24 protein-coding genes and 1 pseudogene are annotated in these 19,589 nt (G+C 62.9%); 3 read left to right on the top strand and 22 right to left on the bottom strand.

Annotation, left to right across the window (positions count from 1 at the left end):
- Positions 1-42: 42 nt before the first annotated feature.
- Positions 43-660: a TetR/AcrR family transcriptional regulator gene (locus tag J8C05_RS13400; RefSeq protein WP_211423261.1), complete on the bottom strand. Its 618-nt coding sequence runs from the start codon at positions 658-660 to the stop codon at positions 43-45.
- 125 nt (positions 661-785) lie between these two features.
- On the opposite strand from J8C05_RS13400, the gene ggt reads away from it, so the two are divergent.
- The 3 genes from ggt to J8C05_RS15750 all read left to right on the top strand — a co-directional run bounded on the left by ggt (position 786) and on the right by J8C05_RS15750 (position 3,934).
- Complete coding sequence (gene ggt / locus J8C05_RS13395) at positions 786-2,534, top strand: gamma-glutamyltransferase (protein WP_211423260.1); 1,749 nt, start codon at positions 786-788, stop codon at positions 2,532-2,534.
- 161 nt (positions 2,535-2,695) lie between these two features.
- Complete coding sequence (locus tag J8C05_RS13390) at positions 2,696-3,664, top strand: response regulator (RefSeq protein WP_211423259.1); 969 nt, start codon at positions 2,696-2,698, stop codon at positions 3,662-3,664.
- A gap of 24 nt (positions 3,665-3,688) precedes the next feature.
- The gene (locus J8C05_RS15750) at positions 3,689-3,934 is read left to right on the top strand and encodes a DUF4388 domain-containing protein (RefSeq protein WP_211423258.1); all 246 of its coding nucleotides are present in this window, start codon (positions 3,689-3,691) and stop codon (positions 3,932-3,934) included.
- Between the two features lie 454 nt (positions 3,935-4,388).
- Here the strand turns inward: J8C05_RS15750 and J8C05_RS13380 are convergent, their stop codons facing one another.
- From J8C05_RS13380 to J8C05_RS13320, 21 genes and pseudogenes are all read right to left on the bottom strand, one after another.
- Positions 4,389-4,937, bottom strand: coding sequence for a hypothetical protein (locus J8C05_RS13380; RefSeq protein WP_211423257.1), 549 nt, complete (start codon positions 4,935-4,937; stop codon positions 4,389-4,391).
- 254 nt (positions 4,938-5,191) lie between these two features.
- Positions 5,192-5,365 (bottom strand): hypothetical protein, encoded by a 174-nt coding sequence (locus J8C05_RS13375; RefSeq protein ID WP_211423995.1) that lies wholly within the window; start codon positions 5,363-5,365, stop codon positions 5,192-5,194.
- A 22-nt stretch (positions 5,366-5,387) separates the two neighbouring features.
- A complete protein-coding gene (locus J8C05_RS13370; RefSeq protein ID WP_211423994.1) occupies positions 5,388-5,867 on the bottom strand; it encodes a PP2C family protein-serine/threonine phosphatase in 480 nt (159 codons plus the stop codon).
- Between the two features lie 189 nt (positions 5,868-6,056).
- Positions 6,057-6,215: a hypothetical protein gene (locus tag J8C05_RS13365; RefSeq protein WP_211423993.1), complete on the bottom strand. Its 159-nt coding sequence runs from the start codon at positions 6,213-6,215 to the stop codon at positions 6,057-6,059.
- A 219-nt stretch (positions 6,216-6,434) separates the two neighbouring features.
- A complete protein-coding gene (locus J8C05_RS15675; protein WP_281503769.1) occupies positions 6,435-6,560 on the bottom strand; it encodes a hypothetical protein in 126 nt (41 codons plus the stop codon).
- Between the two features lie 121 nt (positions 6,561-6,681).
- Complete coding sequence (locus tag J8C05_RS15565) at positions 6,682-7,053, bottom strand: hypothetical protein (RefSeq protein ID WP_246840815.1); 372 nt, start codon at positions 7,051-7,053, stop codon at positions 6,682-6,684.
- Positions 7,050-7,181 carry a 3-hydroxyacyl-CoA dehydrogenase family protein gene (locus J8C05_RS15560; protein ID WP_246840814.1) on the bottom strand — a complete coding sequence of 44 codons (132 nt, stop codon included), beginning with the start codon at positions 7,179-7,181 and terminating at the stop codon, positions 7,050-7,052. Before J8C05_RS15560 ends, J8C05_RS15565 begins: the two co-directional genes overlap by 4 nt.
- Positions 7,178-7,606 (bottom strand): 3-hydroxyacyl-CoA dehydrogenase NAD-binding domain-containing protein, encoded by a 429-nt coding sequence (locus tag J8C05_RS15555; RefSeq protein ID WP_281503768.1) that lies wholly within the window; start codon positions 7,604-7,606, stop codon positions 7,178-7,180. The genes J8C05_RS15560 and J8C05_RS15555 overlap by 4 nt, the downstream gene beginning before the upstream one ends.
- A complete protein-coding gene (locus tag J8C05_RS15670; protein WP_281503767.1) occupies positions 7,563-7,760 on the bottom strand; it encodes a 3-hydroxyacyl-CoA dehydrogenase NAD-binding domain-containing protein in 198 nt (65 codons plus the stop codon). The genes J8C05_RS15555 and J8C05_RS15670 overlap by 44 nt, the downstream gene beginning before the upstream one ends.
- Positions 7,761-7,967: 207 nt before the next feature.
- On the bottom strand, positions 7,968-8,318 hold the full coding sequence (locus J8C05_RS15665; protein ID WP_281503772.1) for a hypothetical protein: 351 nt from the start codon (positions 8,316-8,318) through the stop codon (positions 7,968-7,970).
- A gap of 31 nt (positions 8,319-8,349) precedes the next feature.
- Positions 8,350-8,451, bottom strand: coding sequence for an enoyl-CoA hydratase-related protein (locus tag J8C05_RS15660; protein ID WP_281503771.1), 102 nt, complete (start codon positions 8,449-8,451; stop codon positions 8,350-8,352).
- A 121-nt stretch (positions 8,452-8,572) separates the two neighbouring features.
- Positions 8,573-8,671: pseudogene (locus J8C05_RS15655) on the bottom strand (hypothetical protein); the annotation flags it as partial.
- 86 nt (positions 8,672-8,757) lie between these two features.
- Entirely contained in the window at positions 8,758-9,060 is a 303-nt protein-coding gene (locus J8C05_RS15805) for a hypothetical protein (protein WP_459543877.1), read from the bottom strand.
- Between the two features lie 24 nt (positions 9,061-9,084).
- Positions 9,085-9,969 (bottom strand): thiolase family protein, encoded by an 885-nt coding sequence (locus tag J8C05_RS13355; RefSeq protein ID WP_459543871.1) that lies wholly within the window; start codon positions 9,967-9,969, stop codon positions 9,085-9,087.
- Between the two features lie 115 nt (positions 9,970-10,084).
- Positions 10,085-11,353, bottom strand: coding sequence for a glutamate-5-semialdehyde dehydrogenase (locus J8C05_RS13350; protein ID WP_211423992.1), 1,269 nt, complete (start codon positions 11,351-11,353; stop codon positions 10,085-10,087).
- A gap of 23 nt (positions 11,354-11,376) precedes the next feature.
- On the bottom strand, positions 11,377-12,234 hold the full coding sequence (locus J8C05_RS13345) for a hypothetical protein (RefSeq protein WP_211423991.1): 858 nt from the start codon (positions 12,232-12,234) through the stop codon (positions 11,377-11,379).
- A complete protein-coding gene (locus tag J8C05_RS13340) occupies positions 12,191-13,207 on the bottom strand; it encodes an alpha/beta hydrolase (RefSeq protein ID WP_211423990.1) in 1,017 nt (338 codons plus the stop codon). Before J8C05_RS13340 ends, J8C05_RS13345 begins: the two co-directional genes overlap by 44 nt.
- Positions 13,208-13,286: 79 nt before the next feature.
- A complete protein-coding gene (locus J8C05_RS13335) occupies positions 13,287-14,426 on the bottom strand; it encodes an agmatine deiminase family protein (protein ID WP_211423989.1) in 1,140 nt (379 codons plus the stop codon).
- Positions 14,413-16,560 carry a SpoIIE family protein phosphatase gene (locus tag J8C05_RS13330; RefSeq protein WP_211423988.1) on the bottom strand — a complete coding sequence of 716 codons (2,148 nt, stop codon included), beginning with the start codon at positions 16,558-16,560 and terminating at the stop codon, positions 14,413-14,415. The genes J8C05_RS13335 and J8C05_RS13330 overlap by 14 nt, the downstream gene beginning before the upstream one ends.
- 8 nt (positions 16,561-16,568) lie before the next feature.
- The gene (locus J8C05_RS13325; protein ID WP_211423987.1) at positions 16,569-17,465 is read right to left on the bottom strand and encodes a carbon-nitrogen hydrolase; all 897 of its coding nucleotides are present in this window, start codon (positions 17,463-17,465) and stop codon (positions 16,569-16,571) included.
- Between the two features lie 36 nt (positions 17,466-17,501).
- Positions 17,502-19,532 (bottom strand): thioredoxin-like domain-containing protein, encoded by a 2,031-nt coding sequence (locus tag J8C05_RS13320; protein WP_246840813.1) that lies wholly within the window; start codon positions 19,530-19,532, stop codon positions 17,502-17,504.
- Positions 19,533-19,589: the final 57 nt, after the last annotated feature.

Below are 19,589 nucleotides of genomic sequence, written 5' to 3'. Positions count from 1 at the left end.
TTTTTTTGAACAATGTTCACTTTCAGGGAAAAAAATGAGCGGTCACCCCTGCCGGCGGCGCACGCCGTCGAGCAGCAGGGTGAGCATGCGCTCGATGAGCCGGCGCCTGGCAACGAAGGGAAAGTCAGGCTGGGTGATGAGCAGGGACGTGAGACCATGCGCGGCTGCCCACAGCGCCTGGGCCGTGGTTTCGGGGTCTTCGTCCGTGAGATGCCCGTCGCTGATGGCACGCCGTACGGCCTGGCGCAGGTTGTCAAAACAGGCTGGACCGTGTTTGAGTTTGTAATGCTTGCGTTCCCCCTCAAAGAGGGCTTCGTTCTGGACAAACGCCAACAGGTAGTGGTTGGGGTGACTGAGCCCGAACTCGATGTAGGTGCGCAGCCCACGGCGCAACGCCGTGAGGCTGTCGGTTTCGCGCAGGGAGATGTGCCGCAGTTTGGCGTCGAGTTCGGTGAAGGTCTCGGTCAGCAGGGCGTCGAGCAGTTCGGACTTGTCCTGGAAGTAGAGATAGATGGTGGCGGGGGAGTATTCGATTTTTTCGGCAATTTTGCGCAGTGAGGTGTGCTGGTAGCCTTCAGTCACGAAAAGGTCGCGGGCGGCATCGAGAATCAGCCGCCGGACATTGGCCTTGTGCCGACTTTTGCGCTCTTGTACACCCATAGCCGGATTTCCTTCCGAATACTGTTAGCTTAGTGAACGGCGTTCATTTTTGTCAAGGGACTTTTTTCTGAACCGCCCTGTGTCCCGGACGGGTTCCGGCGGCAGGGACGGAATGGAGTGTGACCATGAACCGGAAAGCCTGGTTGGCTTGCATTCTGGTTGGCATGCTGGGATTGGCGTGCCTCAGCCCTGTACTGGTTGAGACAACAAGTGGTGCACCGGCGCGGACAACTCCGGGAGACCGCATCACAGGGCGCACCTTTGCGACACGCTCAGAGGTCATTGCGCGCCACGGCATGGCCTGCACCAGTCAGCCGCTGGCGACGCAGGTGGCCGTCGAAATTCTCAAACGGGGCGGCACGGCCGTGGATGCCGCCATTGCCGCCAATGCCGTGCTCGGCGTGGTTGAACCAACCGGCTGTGGCATCGGCGGCGACCTGTTTGCGCTGGTCTGGGACCCCAAAACAAAGCGCCTGCACGGACTCAACGCCAGCGGGCGGTCGCCCAAACGCCTGACCCTTGATGAGTTCCGGCGGCGGAACCTGACGCGCATCCCGTCCTACGGACCACTGCCCGTCACCGTGCCGGGCTGTGTGGACGGCTGGTTTGAACTGCACGGGCGTTTCGGCCGGCTGCCGATGAAAGACCTGCTGGCACCGGCCATCGGTTATGCGCGTGACGGGTTTCCGGTCTCCGAACTCATTGCCTACTACTGGGAGCGCAATGTCGCGGCGCTGGCGCCGTTTCCCAACGTCCGTGACGTGTATGCCCCGAACGGCCGCACCCCACGCAAGGGCGATGTGTTTCGCAATCCCCAACTCGCCGCCACGCTCGAAAAGATTGCTGCCGGGGGGCGGGAAGTCTTCTACCGGGGAGAGATCGCGCGGGTCATCGCCGACTTCATGGCCCGGCAGGGGGGCTTGCTGGATGCCGAAGATTTGGCTGCCCATCGCTCCGACTGGGTGGAACCAATTGCGACCAACTATCGCGGCTACGATGTCTGGGAGTTGCCGCCAAACGGGCAGGGGCTGGCGGCCCTGCAGATGCTGAACCTGCTCGAAGGCTATGACCTGGCGAAGTTCGGCTTCGGCAGCCGCGAGCACATCCACTATTTTGTCGAGGCCAAAAAGCTGGCTTATGAAGACCGCGCCAGGTTTTATGCAGACCCGGCCTTTGCCCAGGTTCCGGTTGCGGAACTGCTGTCGAAGTCATACGCCGCAGAGCGCCGCAAGCTGATTCATCCCGTCCGGGCCGGCGCGCGGTACGAAGCCGGTGAGCCGGCGCTCAAAGCTGGCGACACCATTTACCTCACCACGGCCGACCGGGACGGCATGATGGTTTCACTCATTCAGAGCAACTACCGGGGCATGGGGTCAGGGATGGTGCCCGACGGCCTGGGATTTATGCTGCACGACCGGGGGGAGATGTTTTCGCTCGAAGCCGGTCACGCCAACGTCTATGCCCCCGGCAAGCGTCCGTTTCACACCATCATTCCAGCTTTCGTCACCAAAGACGGGCGTCCGTGGATGAGTTTTGGGGTGATGGGCGGTGGCTTCCAGCCGCTGGGACACGTCCAGATACTCATCAACATCATTGACTTTGGGATGAATCTTCAGGAAGCGGGTGACGCACCGCGCATAGACCACCAGGGTTCCTCGGAGCCGACGGGCGAGCGCGCCACCGGAGTCGGGACGGTGACGCTGGAAACCGGGTTTCCCTATGAAGTGGTGCGGGAACTCATCCGGTCAGGCCACCGCGTCGGTGTTTCCGTCGGGGACTATGGCGGCTATCAGGCCATCCGGTGGGACGCCGAACAGGGCGTCTATTACGGAGCTTCCGAATCCCGCAAGGACGGACAGGCTGCCGGGTATTAGATCGGTTCCAGCCGGATGGGGTGGGGGCAGCGTTGCGTAACCCTTCCAATCGCCATACAATCGGTTGCATAGCGGCTGTAACCAATCAGTCACAGTTGAGGTTGCAGGTCTGGTTGGTTGTGTGCAGCGCCTATTTCGCCAAGGCGCGGTCAAGAGACGCCATGCCGTCCACCGAACTCCACGAATTGCTTCGGCAAGCCATCGAGTCGGCCAAGTCTGGCGACAAGGCGCGCGCGCGTGGACTCCTCATCGAAGTGACCGAAGCTGACCCAAACAACGAAGTCGCCTGGATGTGGCGGGCTTCGGTATCGCTGACGCCAAAGGACGCTGCGTGGTGCCTGACCAAGGTGCTGAACATCAACCCGGCCAATCGGCAGGCCCAGGAGTGGCTGGATAAAATCCGGCAGTTACAGGACCAGCCGCCAGCCGTGACCAGACCACTCGTGACAGGTTCCCCAGAGCCACCTGGGCGTTCGGGTTCGACCGGTGCGCACCAGGTTACACCCTCCCCGGATTCGCCGACGGTCAGTGATCTGCCCTCATTTTCGGCGCCGCCTTCGGTTTCGCCGGACCGCCCGCCGTCACCCACCCCGCCGCGGGCAGCAGCCACGGTGCAGGCGATGCCGGCGGTCACGGCCCCGCGCCCGGCGCCGGCGCCGGTGCGTCCGGCCCCTGGGAAAACCGGTGAGATGGAAAAAGTCGAGCCAAGCCTCCGGCCCGAACCGCCTCCCGGAGCCAAAGTCATCCTGGCCGTGGATGACAGCCTGACGGTACGGCGGGTCATCACCCAGGCTTTGGAAAGCCAGGGCTATCGGGTCATCACGGCGGCGGATGGCTACGAGGCGCTGGCCAAGCTGAAGGACATCACCCCCGATCTCGTGATTCTCGATGTGGCTTTGCCGGGGGGGATGGCATGGCTACCAACTCTGCAAGCAGATTCGCGCAGAAAATCACGGCGCAGCATTCCGGTGATTATGCTCTCCAGCCGGGAGAGCCTTCTGGACAAGGTGCAGAGCCGGTTGGCTGGGGCGGCGCAGTACCTGCCCAAACCCCTTCAAGACGGAAGACCTGCTGCTGGGTGTCCGTCGCCATCTCAGGCAATAATACGCCCAAACCATTGGCTCCATTGATGTTTGGAGCCTGTACGGAACAACGTGGCTACTTTTGGATCACTTTCTGACCTGGACCTTCTGACACTCACCCAGATTCTCTGCCGCGCCGGCCGCCTGGCGGCACTTGAACTCGTACAGGATGAGCAATGCGGCTGGATATACTTTGAAAACGGCCGGGTGGTGCTAACGCCATGCTGGACACGCTGGCTGGCGAGCCGGCGCCTCCTTGCCCTGCTCCGCTGGAAGTCCGGGCGTTTTCGCGTCATACCCGGCTTTTTATGCCCCTGACCAGACATTGGAGCTGTCCTGGCCCGAACTGACGGTACTCGTCCCTGAACCTGCCGTCGGGGAAGTGGCATGTACCGTAAGTAGCGAGTAGCGAGTAGCGAGTGGCGAGTAGCGAGTGGCGAGTGGTGAGGGTTACTCCACGCGGGCGTAGCTGCGCGCCTTGAGCAATTCATCCAGGACCAGGTTGGCCGTACTTTCGTCCGTCTGCCAGAAGGGTGAATTTCTGTTGCAACACGGCTTCAAAGTGCTGGGTCAGTCTGGCGTCCGGCCGCCTGTTTGGACGGGAAGGGTTCGGAATAGAGAATGGTTTGGCGCACGACCTCGGTGACACGTCCGTTCGGATTCAACGGTTCGTTCCCGAAGGCCTGTCAGCAGGTAGTACGCGGTATCCTTGATGGTGACGAGATAGACTTCGACCGAATCGAACTTCCCAATGTAGCGGATGTCATCGGCTTCAAGGAATGTCCCGCCCGATACTTTGCTCGGGTTTGACCGGGGCTGGCTCGGGCGCTGTCCGCGCAAGATGCCTGGTCAGCCGTCCATCTGTGACCCGGACTTCCGCAATCTGGAGGGTCTCCGGGCGCGGACTGCTGGAGAAGTTTGAAGCCAGGGCGTCAAAGTCCTGCTTGGCAATCGGCATAGGCCTGCCGGGCGGCGAGGTAGAGGCGAAGAGGTGGGCATGGTGCGGTAGAGCCGCGACACCTGCTCGTGAAAAATACTGCAACCGCTCACGACAGCTCGAAATCCGGCCACCCAGCGTCTCGAACTGCCTGCGGTAAGCCTCAAAACCCTTGCCGCGACGCGCCTTGTCACCTCCCTGCAACCCGGCGACATAGCTCGCAAGCTCGCCCTGCAGAGCCGCGATTTCACCCCGCAGCGCCTTGATGGCGGCTGGCAGTTCACTGTCGGACGCGCCCTCGGCCTGCGCCCAAGCCGGCTCGACCGTGACCAGATTGACAGTAAAGAAAAGAAACAGGAACGGCACAGCCGTGAGCCATTTCATCCACGACATTGCAGCTTCCTCGTCAGTTTGGGAAGTTTGGTCGCACACTGAAGACCGGTGCCAAGCCAGATGCAGCGGAAACGCCAGAATTTACTGCCGTGACATCTATGTTACGCCGCGCTTTACGACAGTGTAAAGGCTTATTTATCTGGTCGGGTGAACCGTCCATGGCGGCTGATGCGGCACGGGTGCCCACAGGGGCGCTTCACCCTGCCCCCGGGAACTGACCGTGCCGCATGCCGCCAGAGGTGGCGCTAGAGGATGAGATTGCCGGTGACGCTGAAGGCCCCGGAGGGCAGTTGCATGGCTGCGGCCGACACAATCGGCAACCGCACGCCAAGGATGGTCATGTCATCCCGCTGTGGCTCGTTTTGCTGGAACTGGCTCATTTCCTTTTCGAGCGCAAAACGCTGACCGAGGCAGGTCATCGGGGCGACTTCGAGCAGCTTGTCACGCAGGCGCCGCGCTCCATAGCGTTCGGACTGCGGGTTGGCCCTGGTCAGCATAGCCGTCCGTGGTCAGGTAGAGCATGGCCCCACGTGGCAGTTCGAGTTCGTGGTTGGTGTACTGCCAGCCTTCCCGCTTGCGTCCGCCACCAATCGTGCGCCGATCACCTTTGATCTCCTCGAGGTCCCACCGACGGTTTCCTGTTGGGATACAACATAGAGCGGGCGGGCGCGCTCCAGCGAAGGTGACTTTGGAGTCGTCCAGCCGGCAGAGGCAAATTTCCATTCCGTCGTCAATTTCGAGCCGCCGACTCGTCTGGCGCAGCGAGTGCAGCACGCCATCATGCAACTGTTCGAGAATCGTGCCCGGCAGGTGGCGTGGGTTCTGGGCGACGATCTGGTTGAGCAGCGTCGTGCCCACCATCGAGAGAAAGGCCCCCGGCACACCGTGCCCGGTGCAGTCGGCCACCGCCAGGTAGAACACAGTGTGTTTCTTCGTCCTTGACGATGTGCGTCCCAGTAGAAATCACCCGATACAATGTCCCGTGGTTTGTAGATGAGAAAGTACTGGGTGATGAGTGCATCCAGTTTGGCCTCGGAAGGCAGAATGGCGCGCTGGATTCGCTCGGCATTGCGGATACTGTCCAGTATGCGCATGTTCTGCCGACGGTACTCATCCCGCTCCTGCGCGATCTGTTTGACCCGGTCTTCCGAGGCCACCGCGCAGCGTCACCAGATACCGCTCCAGATCGTGGATGAGGGTCTGGTTTTCCTGCCGCAGCGCCGCCACTTCGGCCGCAGCTTCCAGCGTCTGACGTGCAGCAAAACACATCCAGCGGCAGGCCAATGTAGCGAAAGTCGCGCAGGGCGTCCGGCGTTCCGAGCGTGCTGACGATGCGGTTGGTTTCGATGAGCAGGATGCCTTGCGGCGGTTTTGTGCCACTTGGGGATGTCCCCCACGATGGCTTCGCCAGAGACCCACACCGGGGCGGTTCGCCACACAGGATGATGGGCGCTGTGGCCCGGCCCGGCCTGCTCCCGCAGGTCGGCTTCAGTGGCCACCGGCCACGAATATGAAGCGCGAGCCGAACGCCTGGCTCAGCTCGCGCAGGAACCCTTCCGGGACACCAATGGCAAAAACCGCGACGGATTGCTGCTGTTGAGATGGATGGTTCATCAAGCGCCCTTACGACCAGGCATCACAGTGCAGGGAATGACTCACCGGCTTCCACCATGGCCAGCAACCGCGCCGGTGGGTGAAGCGTTCTCCGTACCTGGCGGCCAGGGCCTGGGCGCGTTCAACAAAGGCCCCGAACGCCGTAGCCGTTGATGAACTGCAACGTCCCACCGGTGTAGGCCGGGAAGCCCCAGCCAAACAGGCTGCCGATGTTGGCATCCGCCACCGAACGCACCACGTTTTCTTCGAGGCAGCGAACGGTTTCAAGCGCCTGAATGAACAGCAACCGGTCGCGGATGTCCTCGAAAGGCAAGGCGGTCTGGGCTGGGAAAAGCTCCTGTAGTCCCGACCAGAGGAACTTTTTGCCTTCGGGCGGATATTCGTAGAAACCGGCGCCGGCCGCCTTGCCGGCGCGTCCCTGGGCCAGCATGGCGTCAAGGACGCGATTCGACGGCTGCTCCGGGATGGGTTTGCCTTCCGCTGCCAGAATCACGCATCCGTCTGCTGGCGTACGTAGTGCATCAGCTTCAGGCTCACCTCGTCCGAAACGGCCAGCGGGCCAACCGGCATCCCGGCCTGCATCCCGGCGGCCTCGATGACGCTGGGCCGGCTGGCCTTCAAGCAACAGCGTCATGCCTTCCGAGGTGTAGGTGGCAAACACCCGCGAGGTGTAAAACCCACGCCGGTCGTTGGACGACGATGGGCGTCTTTTTGATCTGCCGGACGAAATCAAAGCTGCGCGCCAGGGTTTCCGGCGAGGTCTTTTCGCCGACGATGATTTCAACCAGCGGCATTTGTCCACGGGCGAAAAGAAGTGCAGCCCGATGAAGTTTTCCCGGCCGCTCGGACACCTGGGCCAGACTGGTAATCGGCAGGGTGGATGTGTTTTGAGGCAAAAATGGCCGTTGGCGCCAGTTGCGCTTCGGCTTCCTGGGTGGCTTCCTTCTTGATGGCCCGGTCTTCAAGACGGCCTCGATGATGAGCTCACAGCCACGCAGGTCTTCAGCCTTCGTCGTTGGGTGGATACGCGCCAGCGTCGCCGCCAAGATCGGCTTCGGTCATCCGGCCTTTCCCGACCCGTGGGCGGAGCACCTTTTCCGTGTAGGACTTGCCCTTTTCGGCCTGTTCCAGCGTGACATCCTTGAGGACAACCTCCAGTCCGGCCATGGCGCAGGCATAGGCAATGCCGCTGCCCATCATCCCGGCCCCCAGGACGCCGACTTTGGAGAAGGTGGCCGGGGGAATACCGGCCGGACGACTGCCGCCGCCATTGATCTTGTTGAGGCTGAAACCAGAAGGCCGCGATCATGTTTTTGGCAACCTGCCCTGTAGCCACGTTCGCCAGGTAGCGCGATTCGATGCGGTCGGCCGTATCGAAGTCCACCAGCGTCCCTTCCACGGCGGCGCTCAGGATGGCCCAGTGGGGCCGGGAAGTTCCCCCGGGTTTTCTTGAGCAGCACGGCCGGATGCGGCCGCCAGCATCTGCGCCACCTTCGGCGTGCGCGCATCGCCGCCGGGCAGCCGGTAGCCCTTCGTATCCCACGGTTTGGCGCGGCTCTGGATTGGCCTGAATCCAGGCTTTGGCCTTGGCAATGAGTTCTTCGGGGTTGCCGCCAGTTCGTTGACGATGCCCAGCGTCCTGGCTTCCGCTGGAGAGAGCCGTTTGCCTTCGGTCAGCAGCGGGAGCGCCGTTTCAAGCCCCAGCAGGCGTGTCAGGCGCGTGATGCCGCCGCCGCCGGGAATGAGGCCCAGGGTCACTTCCGGCAAACCCACCTGCGCGTCCGGGCGGTCAATGAGAATGGCGGTAGTGGCACGCCAGCGCCAGTTCCAGTCCGCCGCCCATCGCTGCGCCATTGATGGCTGCGACAAAGGGTTTCCCAAACGTTTCCATGCCGCGAAAGATGCGCTTGACCTGCTGGATTTCCTGAAACAATGCCGCCGGATCCACGCACTTCCAGCATCGGCTCCAGGTCGGCGCCGGCCAGGAACGTCTTTTTCGCCGAGGTGATGATGACACCCGTCAGCTCGGTTTCGGCCTTGAGCCGGGCGAAGGTTTCCGCCAGCGCTGCGTTGAACTCGGCGTTGATGACGTTGGCCGACCGCTGCGGCATGTCCATTGTGATGGTAACAATGTTGTCCGTGTCTTTTTCGTACCGAAACACCATAGGCTCCCTTTCTGGTCAGATTCTCCGCCTGGTCAGACCCGTTCGATGATGGTGGCAATACCCATGCCGCCGCCGACACACAGGGTGATGAGCGCTGTGGCCTTCTGGCGACGTTCCAGTTCGTCGAGCGCCGTGCCGAGCAGCATCGCACCGGTCGCACCCAGGGGATGCCCCATGGCAATCGCGCCGCCGTTGACGTTGATCTTGTCGGGGTCAATGTCCATGTCGCGGGCAAATTTCAGGACGACCGAGGCAAAGGCTTCATTGACTTCAAAGAGATCAATGTCGGCCGTCGTCATCCCGGCCTTGGCCAGGGCTTTGCGCGTGGCCGGCAGCGGGCGGTGAGCATAATGGTTGGCTCACTGCCGGTCACGGCCGCGGCGACAATCCGGGCGCGGGGCTTCAGACCCAGCGCCCTCGCCCTTTTTCCCGGCTTCCGACAAGCACCAGCGCCCGCACCATCCACAATGCCAGACGAGTTGCCGGCCGTGTGGACGTGCCGAATCCGCTCGACGCCGGGATACCGCAACTGCGCCACCGGCATCGAAGCCAATCCCGCCCATTTCGGCAAAGGAAGGCTTGAGTTGCGCCAGGGCTTCGAGCGTCGTGTCCGGGCGGATGTGTTCGTCCCGGTCAAGCACCAGCATCCCATTGAAGTCCGTAACCGGAATGAGTGAACGCTGGAAGTAGCCGTTGGCTGTCGCCTGGGCTGCACGCTGGTGCGAACGCAAGGCATAGGCGTCCACGTCTTCACGCGAAAAGTTTTCGAGTGTTGCAATCAAATCCGCCCCAATGCCCTGCGGGACGAATCGGAGCGTGGCGCTGACTTTGGGATCGAGCATCATCGGGCCGCCGTCGGAACCCATCGGCACGCGGCTCATGGACTCCACGCCGCCCCCGATGACCAGGTCTTCCCAGCCGGAGCGCACCCGCATGGCGGCGTGGTTGACCGCCTCCAGACCCGAAGCGCAGAACCGGTTGATTTGCTGTCCGGCAACGGTTTCGGCATAGCCGGCATAGAGCGCCGCCGTCTTGGCAAGGTTGGCGCCCTGGTCGCCAATGGGCGTCACGCAGCCAAGGATGATGTCGTCCACTTCGTCAGTAGCGAAGCCGTTGCGCCGCTGAAGTTCCCGCAAAAGCTGGGTGACAAGATCAATTGGCTTGATTTCGTAGAGCGCGCCGGAGGACTTACCACGGCCGCGCGGAGTACGAATCGCGTCAAAGATGAAAGCGTCGCGCGTCATCAGGAAAACAACCCCTTGTCGGTGAGGATGATGGTGAGGTCAAGGCAGGCGACATCCTACACGAAGCCGGGCTGTCCAAACAGCCCTTTTGCCCCGTAAATCCAGCCCTTCGGCATCAGGTGCGGGTCTGTCCTTCGCCCAGAACGACAAACTTCTGCGTCGTCAGTTCGCGGGCACCCATCGGGCCAAAGGCATGGAGTTTGGTCGTGCTGATGCCGATTTCAGCGCCGAGGCCGAGTTGTTGCCCGTCGGCAAAGCGGGTTGAGGCATTGACCACGACGGTGGAGGAGTCAATGTCGCGGAGAAAGCGCATGGCTGTCGCATGGTCGCGGGTGATGATGGCTTCGGTGTGCTGTGAACCGTAGGTCTGAATGTGCGCCACGGCGGCGGCATAGTCGTCCACGATTTTGACGGCCAGAATGTTGTCCAGAAACTCGCAGCCAAAGTCAGAAGGCTGCGCCGCCACGATCCGGTCGGACGCATAGCCCCGCTCACGCAGCGCCTGTTGGGTACGCTCACAGACGCGCAGCTCGACGCCGGCTGCCACCAGCGCCTGAACTGTCGGGAGCAGGCAGGTCTCGACGGCAGCCGCGTGAATGAGCAGGGTTTCGGTGGCATTGCACGTCGCCGGACGCTGGGCCTTGGCATTGACCACAACCGGAACGGCGATGGCCGGGTCGGCGCTGGCATCCAGATAGGTGTGGCAGACACCTTCATAGTGCTTGATGACCGGAATCCGTGAGTGCCCGGCAACAAAGCGGATGAGTTCCTTTCCGCCGCGTGGAATCACAAGATCAACGAGGTCATCGCAGGCCAGCAGTTCGGCGACTATGGCGCGGTCGGGCGTGGGGATGACCGTCACCAGCGCCGGCGGCAGACCGAACGATTCCAACACCGCGCCCATCAACTGCCCCAACGCCTGGTTGGAATGAAACGCCTCCGAGCCGCCGCGCAGCACGACGGCATTGCCGGCCTTGAGGCACAGCGCCGCCGCATCCACGGTCACGTTGGGGCGCGATTCATAGATGATGGCCACAACTCCCAGCGGAATCCGCATCCGTCCCACGAGCAGGCCGTTGGGCTGCCGGCGCAGTTCGGCAATTTCGCCAACCGGGTCGGGTTGGGCGGCTATCTCCCGCAAACCTTCGACCATGGCAGTCAACGTTTTGTCGGTCAGCGCGAGGCGGTCCCGCAGCGGCGCGGCCAGCCCGGCGCGTTCAGCCGCAGCCAGGTCTTCCGCATTGGCGGCCTGCAGGGTGGCGCGCCGGGCGTCAATGGCATCGGCCAGCGCCAGCAGGACCTGATGTTTGATGTTGGCATTGAGGGTGGCGGCCCGGCGGCTGGCTTGTTTCGCAGCCATGAGGTGGTGGCGTAGTTCAAACATACGGCAGGGCAAATCCAGATGGGTCAGTCCAGAAGACCGAGGGCGCGCAAATCGGCGCGTGGTTCGTCAAAGGAGCAGGAGCCGTAAGAGCGGCAAAAACTCTGCCGCGCCGCCGCGATAGCTTCCGTTGGAAGGGTCTGGCAGTGCCAGGTCACACCGGCGTCCGTGAACTGAAAGTTCGACACGTCTTCTTCGAGGAGCACCCGTTCGACGTTGTCCGGGGCCATGCCATGCCAGGCGAAGGCGGCGGCCAGAAAGACGTTCAGAAAACCGTGCATGAGTCCCTGCGGGCTGTCAGGGGCGTAGGTCAGGGGATACATGGCGCGGATGGGATGATGGAGTCCGGCCGTGGCCTTGAACGGCACCCGCCAGTCAGCAGCGCGGAGGATGAAGCTCGCCACAGTTTCAGGCGAAGGGAACGCCTCGGCTGTCAGTCCGCCGGTGCGGATTTTGGCCCCGGCCCCCAGTTCGCGCAGCGTCGCCCACATCACTTCGCGCTCGTCCGTCGGATTCAGTTCGATGAAGACCTGAGCTGTGGGCCAGCGTTCCACGAACCGCCGTACCACGGCCGGATCGTTGGTTTTGGCTTCGACCGCCACCACATGCAATCCGTCCGGGGGCAGATCGGTAGCTTCAACGAGCAGGCTGACCGGCCAGCGGAACGGTGGGTCGTCCGGCGAGGCCGCCATCTGGGTTGCCGACTGGAAAGCGCTGACCTGGCCGGCCGGGAGCACAAATGCCCCCAGCATCCAGGCATCGGCCGAGGTGCGGAAACGCCGGTAGTTCTCCACGGCGTTTGCCAAATCCAGCGCCGCCGGCGGGAACAGCCCGGCGTAGTCAATGAGCCGTGACAGCAGTGCTTGCAGCGAGGCGGTAGTCATGGATGGAAGGCCCTGGAAGCTGAGAATTTGAGGACGAAGCGTGGTTGACGGCGCGCCGGATGAACGCCGCCGTCGCTGCCAGCGTGCGCCGTCCTTCCGGGATAAGGCGGCAGAAAATCGGCCACACGTGCGGCAGGTCGGCTTCGATGTGCAACTCGACCGAAACACCGGCGGCTTCCGCACGTGCTGCCAGGCGGCGGGCATCGTCAAGCAGCACTTCGCTGGAACTGGCAAAGACCAGCAACGGGGGAAGCCCATGCAGGTCGGCGTAAAGCGGCGAAACCAGCGGATGGTCGGGCGGTGTGTCCCCGGCATAAATGCGGCCGGCAAGGCGGATACCCGCGCCGTAAAACATCACATCCCGGTCGGTATTGGTTTCGAGCGTTTCACCCGTGCCGGCCAAATCCGTCCAGGGCGAGTAGAGTACCGCGCCAGCCGGTTGGGGCAGACCCAGCTCACGCAGCCGGACCAGGGTGGAGAGCGTCAGCCCCCCGCCTGCCGAGTCGCCGGCCAGGACGAGTTGGCGCGGTGCCATCCGCTGCCCTTCAATCAGCCAGCGGTAGGCGGCAACAGCATCATCGAGAGCTGCCGGGAAGCGGTGTTCCGGGGCCAGCCGGTAATCCAGCGCGAAGACCCGTCCGCGCAGAAGTGTGGCCAGTGTTACGGTGATAGGGCGATGGGTTCGTGGCGAACAGGCGATATAGCCTCCGCCGTGGAGATACAGCACCGTGGCAGGCGGATAGTCCGTCTTCCACGCCAGCCATTCACCCCGGATGATGTCGCTGTCCAGCGTGGTCAGGGACACGGTACGAATGTGCAGGTCTTCAGGAATCGCCGGCTGAACGTAGCCGGGCATGTGTCCCAGCTTCTGTCGCGCCTGACGCACGATCTGCATTTCGTCCTGCGAGGTCGGCTTGCGCTTGATTTTGAAGGCGATGAAGCGCGCGAGCGCTGCTGCCTGCCAGCTTGCCATAGGGGTTTTCGATACTCCACGTGACGGGCAATGGTATCGGCGCCTGGGGGCAGACACCGCACGGGTACGACCTGCAATCCTAGTCCGTTTCAACCAAACTTGCACCCTGTGGGGAAGTTGGTGCCGGTTCGGGAGCGGCCGGTACGCCGGCCGGCTGTTCATGAGTCAGGCAGTGCAGGGTGCCCAGCCCCCAGACCAAATCCACGGCATGGATACCGCACACGGTCCGATTCGGAAAGCACTCACCGAGAATGCCAAGCGCCACGCGGTCGTTGGGATCGTTGAACGTGGGCACGAGAACCAGCCCGTTGGCGATGTAAAAGTTGGCATAACTGGCCGGCAATCGCTGGCCGGCAAAGATGAGTGGGCGCGGCATCGGCAGACGGATGACCTCGGGACGTGAGCCGTCGGGCAGCCGGAAATCCTGCGCGCGCTCGTGGTTTTCCTTGAGCGCTGCGTAGTTGGCATCGCCGGCATCGGTTTCATCGCACAGCACCAGTGTCGTCGGATTGACGAACCGGGCCAGATCGTCCACGTGGCCGTGGGTGTCGTCACCGGCAATGCCTTTCCCAAGCCACCAGACGGTCGAAACCCCCAGGGTGTCGCGCAGCACGGCTTCCACTTCCGCCCGTGACAGGTGCGGGTTGCGCGGCTGCGTCACCGTATCGAGCAGACATTCCTCGGTGGTCATCACCACGCCCTGCCCGTTGACATCCACGGCGCCGCCTTCCAGCACAACCGGTTGCCCTTTGGCGTGCGGAACGAACACCGGAAAGCCAAGCTGCTTTGCCAGCCGCAGGGCCAGCTCGTCGTCGAGCCGGAAATCCGGGTATTTGGCCCAGGCGTTGAAGCGAAACTTGCAGATGGCGGCTTCGCGTGCGCCGTCCCGGTCGCGGACGACAAAAATCGGCCCGGCATCGCGCAGCCAGCCGCGATTGGTGGGGACGCGAAAAAAGCGTACCTGGGCGAGGTTGGCCCCCATGCGCCGCAGCATATTCCGGGCCTGTGCCTGGAGCGTCGTATCCTGAACGACCACGTGAACCGGCTGCCGGTCGGCCAGCTTGCGGATGATTTCCCCGTAGGCCCACTGCACGGGCCGGAGCTTGCCCGGATAGTCCGTACGGTTATGGGGAAACGCCAGCCAGGTGGCCGCCTGGGGCTCCCATTCGGCCGGATGGCGGAAACCAAGGGCAGCCGGGGCCGCATCAAGGAGTTGCATGGGTGGTGCTTCCATTCCAGCGAACCAGTGAGGCATCAAGCCGTAAACCGACAATCGTGATGTCATCACGTTGCGCGGTGTGGCCCTGATGTTCGTCCAGCGCCGTTTCGAGCGCCACCCGTTGCTGCCCGGCCGGGCGGGTGGCGATGTCGCGCAGGAGTTGCATAAGCGGACCCGTCTTGAACCGCTTGCCTTGGGCATCCGGTTGGTCGGCGAAACCGTCCGTGGTCAGGTAAAGCATCATCGGCGATGTGACGGCAACGGCGACATTCTCGAAGTGACGTGGTTTGCGCGCCCGTCCCCCGATGGGATGCCGTGAGCCGGCGTATTCGGTCAACTGGCCGTCGGCGACGGCATACAACGGACGGCGCGCGCCGGCAAACGTCACTCCGTCGGCCGTAAAGCGACAGATGCCGATGTCCATGCCGTCTTCCACGCTGACCGACTCGTGGCTGCCCTGCTTGAGGGCACGCTGCACACCGGCGTCCAGTTCGGCCAGAATGCGGGCCGGGTCGTCAATCTTGCGCTCGACGACGATCTGAGTGAGCAGATCGTTGCCGATAAACGACATAAACGCGCCCGGAACGCCGTGGCCGGTGCAGTCGGCCACGGCCACCAGACAGGCCCGTTCGGTCTGGTGAAACCAGTAAAAGTCGCCGGAGACGATGTCACGTGGTTTCCACAGTGCAAAGGCCTCGGCAAAGGTCGCGTGCAGGTTTTTGATGTCCGGCAGTACGGCCTGCTGCATGGTTTGTGCGTAGCGCAGACTGTCTTCGATGTCCTGATTTTTCTGCTCCAGTTCATCGCGCTGCCGCTGCACCTCGACCGTCCGCTCAGACACCAGACGTTCAAGATTGCGGTTGACCGCGTCAATCTCGTCCCGGTAGCGCCGCGCCACAGCCCCGGCCATGGTCAGGAGCAACGCCCCGAAACTGATTTCCACCAGGTAGCCCGCAACCGGGCCGGCGAACCACATGGCCACCGCCGACTGGGGTTCAACCATGGGCAGGACGATGGTTTTTGTAATCTGGACCGCTTCGGCCAGTATGATCAGCCCCATGGAAAAACACAGGGTTCGGGCGGCCACGTTGCCCCGCCACGCCTCACGTCCGACCAGAATGCTCGTGAAGCCCAACAGGGCGGCCACGGGAACGGCAAATATCAGACTGCGGACCAGACCTTGCAAAAACCAGCCGGGCAGGGCAAGCGTGCCCAAAATCACCAGGCCCAGCGTGATCTGAAACCAGCGCACCCACCGCGGCGGGGGAAGCTTGAGAAAGCTGAACAGGAAGCCAGTGCCCGTGATGAGCTGAAACTGGATGGAGACCACGTTGAGCTGGTTGTAGGCCAGCAGGGAGACGTACTCCAGCAAAAGATTGGCGAGCGAGAGCGAGTTCAGGGCGTAGCCGGCCGCAAACAGACTCAGCCAGAGGTATTCCCGCTGACTGCTTCTCCCCTGGTAAACATAAAGGCTGAAGTAGAGATACAGATGATAGACGGCGAAAAAGCCAATGGTCAGGGCCGTGGCCACCCGCGCTATATCCCTTTGCATGCGTTCAGCGCGCAACTTCTGGAGATCGCGGTCAAGCCGGTCAGTGTGACCAAGTTGGGCGCCGTAGAAGGCCCCGCCCGTGACCAGCGGCGGACTCAGCTTTTCCCACGTCCGAATGGCAATGACGAGCCGGCCCTGACCACCGTAAGCTTCCGCCGGAATCCGCAGCGGTGCATAAGTAAAGCCATTGGGGAACGACGGCTGCGGCGCAAGGCGGCCAAGCTGGCCGATCCTGTGGCCGTTGACATAGGCTTCATAGGCGGAGTGCGAGATGGCATGGACGACCAGGAGACCCAACAGGGACTGGTCGGCAACAACCACCGTGGTGCGATACCAGCCGGGCCCGGAGCGCCACCCGGCTTCGGTGAAAGCCTGGGTGTCGAGGTGCAGCACCTTCCAGTCCCGGTCATCCAGGTTGGGGTCCGCCCAGCGCGGATCATCACCCGGCCGGTATTTCCAGACAGAAAGCTTCACCGGTTCATCCAGGGAGAGCGGCGTCTCCGGCGGGGTCTCCGGCTGGGCCACACCCGAAAAGACGAGCCACAGCACCCAGAAGCCCGCCAGCCAACCCCTGCGCCACATGCTTTGCATCACGAATCGAGAAAGCGCCGGGTCAGCCCGTCGTAGGCTTCAATGCGCCGGTCACGCAGAAAGGGCCAGTTGCGCCGTACGTCTTCCAGTCGGGAGGGGTTGACCTCGGCGAGCAGGATGGTTTCTTCATCCGTCGGCGCCTCGGCCACGATCACGCCCTGGGGGTCGGCCACAAAGGAACTGCCCCAGAACTCCAGTCCGCCCAGCTCATCGGTTGGCGACGGTTCAAAGCCAATCCGGTTGACCGCCGCGACATACATCCCGTTGGCAATGGCATGCCCACGCTGCACCGTCCGCCAGGCGTCGCGCTGGGCGGCCCCGTGGGTTTCCTTTTCGTAGGGATGCCAGCCGATGGCCGTGGGATAAAACAGCACCGTCGCGCCGCGCAGCGCCGCCAGCCGTGCGCCTTCGGGAAACCACTGATCCCAGCAAATAAGCGAGGCTAAGCGTCCGTAGGGCGTGTCGAAGGCGACGAAGCCCAGGTCGCCGGGCGTGAAGTAAAACTTTTCGTAGTAGGCCGGGTCGTCGGGAATGTGCATCTTGCGGTACAGCCCGCGGATGTCGCCCCGGTCATCCACGAGCGCCACGCTGTTGTGGTAGAGGCCGGCCGCCCGCCGTTCAAAAAACGGCACGAAGAGGTACGTCCGCGTCTCCCGCGCCACAGCCTGCATTGCCCGCAAAGAGGGACTGTCGTCGAACGGTTCGGCGCGGTCAAACAGCGCCGTGTCCTCCATCTGGCAGAAGTAGGGCGACTGAAAGAGTTCGGGCAGGCAGATCACCCGCGCGCCCCGGTCGGCCGCTTCCCGGACGAAGTGCGCCGCCCGGTCGAGATTTTCCGCCCGGTCGGCGGCGCACCGCATCTGCACGAGGCCAATCGTAAATGGCTGGACTTTCATCGTTGGTGACTCAGTTGGTGACTCAGGGCGCACGACTTACGGCGTCGGCGGGGGAATGGATTTCAGGAGGACGGGCCGTTTGGTGCTGCCTTTGGGCCGCCCGATAAACGGCACGTGAAACCGGTAGGTGGCGACCGAACAGAAGCCTTCGTTGCCTTCCTTGCAGAAGGTGACGGAAACCACGACATCGAACGCGCCCATGCCGTTGGCCGTCACCGTGTAGGGGATGCTGACGGGAAACCGCAGCTTGGACGACGTGACCGCCATGGCCTTGGCCGGAATGGTCAGGCCTTCGGTGCCGGCCTCGATGCTGACAAAATACCGTTGCTCGGCCGTAGGCGCGTACTTGAAGCCCGGCGGAAGCAGAATGTCCACGACGATTTCACCCGCGCCGGGCGTGAGGCGCTGGGTCGGGACGCCGATCTGCTCTTCGTTGGGCAGGGCGTCGGCCTTGAGTTTGATGGGCGTCGGAGCCGTGAGCTTGTCAAAAGCAAAGGTGCTTACCCGCGTCGGCTCAAACTCCACAAGCCGGATGACGTGGTTGTTCGTGTCGGCGACAAACAGTTTTCCGGCGGCGTAGGACAGCCCGCCGGGTTCGTGAAACAGCGCCGGCAGGTCATTCTGAAGCCCCGGCACGCCACTGCCGATGAGGTTCGAGACGAACCGCGTGCGCAGGTCAATGGTGCGCAGTTTGTGGTTGTAGGTGTCGGCGACATACAGCTTGCGCTCGGCGGCCGCCACGCCCAAAGGATGCTGAAACCGGGCATTTTCGCCCTTGCCGTTGGCGTCGCCGAAGTCGAACAGATCGCCGCCGGCCAGCGTTGTCACCTGCCCCGTTGCCAGATCGATGGCCCGCACGGCGCTGATTTCACTGTCGGCCACGTAGAGCCGCTTGCCGTCGGTGGACAGCCCCGACGGCTGGGCAAAAACAGCCGTCTCCAGGGTGCCGTCCTGCCGTCCTTCGGCGCCTGTGCCGGCATAAGGACCAACCACGCCGGTATCGAGGTTGTACTGCCAAATCTGATGCGCGCCGGCCATGGCGATGAACAGGGTGCGCCCGTGGATGGCCAGGTCCCACGGGGAACTCAAGCCGACACTCGTTCCTGGCCCGGTCTGCCGGCTGCGTTCGTTTTTGCCGGTGCCGGCAACGGTTTCAACCATCCTGGTTTTGAGGTTGACGCGCCGGAGGAGGTGGTTGCCCGTGTCGGCGACGTACAGGAAATCGCCATCGAGCGCCATGCCCTGGGGATACCGGAACTCGGCAAAGTCGTACTGCCCGTTCCGCGTGCCGGGTGCGCCGGAGCCGATGGTGTCGAGCACCTTTCCGTCGAAGCCGGCAACGACAATGCGGTGGTGGTTGGTGTCGGCAATGAACAGCCGCTGGCTGGCGGCGTCGGCATACACCTTGCCGGGAAAGCGAAGCGGGCTGTCGGTTTCCTGGGACGGCCGCGGGACAACTTCAACGGGGTCCAGCTTGAGCGTGCCTTTTTTGCGGGCTTCAGCAATCAGGGCGGCAATGTCGCGGTCGAGTTCCTCGCGGTGGCCTTCGCCGGCGTACCGGCTGGCCACGTAGCCATCCGGCGAAATGAGCACCAGCGTCGGCCAGGCGCGAACGGCATAGGCGTTCCAGATGGCAAAGTTGGCGTCGTTGACGACGGGATGCCGGATGTCGTAGCGCACGACGGCCTGCTGAATGCTGTTCGTTTCCTTTTCGGTCTTGAACTTGCCCGAATGCACGCCAATCACCACCAGTTCGTTGGGATATTTGGCTTCAAGGGCTTTCAGGTCGGGAATGACGTGCAGGCAGTTGATGCAGCAGTAGGTCCAGAAGTCGAGCAGGACGACTTTCCCGCGCAGTTGGGCGAGCGACAGCGGGCCCGGAACGTTGAACCAGGCCATGCCGCCTTCCAGTTCGGGCGCGCGGACCGGGCCCATTTGCAGGGTCGGACGAGACAGGGAAGGTGAATCCGGCATCGGTGAAAACGCGGCCGCCGGCAGGGCGACGGGCAGCGTCGGCAGAACAAAACCCAGGAGCGTGATACAACATACCAGCCACAAGCGTTTCATGCGGCGCATGGTGCTGTGCCGCCGCCGGTCTGACAAGGCCGGAAGTACATCCGGGGA

The sequence above is a fragment of the Chloracidobacterium sp. N genome, from assembly GCF_018304765.1.
Lineage (GTDB): Bacteria > Acidobacteriota > Blastocatellia > Chloracidobacteriales > Chloracidobacteriaceae > Chloracidobacterium > Chloracidobacterium aggregatum.
The sequence above is the reverse complement of the archived record's forward strand: the minus strand, read 5'-3'. Positions and strand labels throughout refer to the sequence as shown.

Coding starts and splice junctions, on each gene's coding strand:
- J8C05_RS13350 (WP_211423992.1), bottom strand. CDS start 11,353: ATGTTTGAACTACGCCACCACCTCATGGCTGCGAAACAAGCCAGCCGC.
- J8C05_RS13335 (WP_211423989.1), bottom strand. CDS start 14,426: ATGCAACTCCTTGATGCGGCCCCGGCTGCCCTTGGTTTCCGCCATCCG.
- J8C05_RS13325 (WP_211423987.1), bottom strand. CDS start 17,465: ATGAAAGTCCAGCCATTTACGATTGGCCTCGTGCAGATGCGGTGCGCC.
- J8C05_RS13340 (WP_211423990.1), bottom strand. CDS start 13,207: ATGGCAAGCTGGCAGGCAGCAGCGCTCGCGCGCTTCATCGCCTTCAAA.
- J8C05_RS15670 (WP_281503767.1), bottom strand. CDS start 7,760: ATGATGGGCAGCGGCATTGCCTATGCCTGCGCCATGGCCGGACTGGAG.
- J8C05_RS13345 (WP_211423991.1), bottom strand. CDS start 12,234: ATGACTACCGCCTCGCTGCAAGCACTGCTGTCACGGCTCATTGACTAC.
- ggt (WP_211423260.1), top strand. CDS start 786: ATGAACCGGAAAGCCTGGTTGGCTTGCATTCTGGTTGGCATGCTGGGA.
- J8C05_RS15675 (WP_281503769.1), bottom strand. CDS start 6,560: ATGAACCATCCATCTCAACAGCAGCAATCCGTCGCGGTTTTTGCCATT.
- J8C05_RS13355 (WP_459543871.1), bottom strand. CDS start 9,969: ATGACGCGCGACGCTTTCATCTTTGACGCGATTCGTACTCCGCGCGGC.
- J8C05_RS13320 (WP_246840813.1), bottom strand. CDS start 19,532: ATGAAACGCTTGTGGCTGGTATGTTGTATCACGCTCCTGGGTTTTGTT.
- J8C05_RS13380 (WP_211423257.1), bottom strand. CDS start 4,937: ATGAAATGGCTCACGGCTGTGCCGTTCCTGTTTCTTTTCTTTACTGTC.
- J8C05_RS15660 (WP_281503771.1), bottom strand. CDS start 8,451: ATGGAAACGTTTGGGAAACCCTTTGTCGCAGCCATCAATGGCGCAGCG.
- J8C05_RS13375 (WP_211423995.1), bottom strand. CDS start 5,365: ATGACCTGCCTCGGTCAGCGTTTTGCGCTCGAAAAGGAAATGAGCCAG.
- J8C05_RS13330 (WP_211423988.1), bottom strand. CDS start 16,560: ATGTGGCGCAGGGGTTGGCTGGCGGGCTTCTGGGTGCTGTGGCTCGTC.
- J8C05_RS13390 (WP_211423259.1), top strand. CDS start 2,696: ATGCCGTCCACCGAACTCCACGAATTGCTTCGGCAAGCCATCGAGTCG.
- J8C05_RS13400 (WP_211423261.1), bottom strand. CDS start 660: ATGGGTGTACAAGAGCGCAAAAGTCGGCACAAGGCCAATGTCCGGCGG.
- J8C05_RS13365 (WP_211423993.1), bottom strand. CDS start 6,215: ATGTGTTTTGCTGCACGTCAGACGCTGGAAGCTGCGGCCGAAGTGGCG.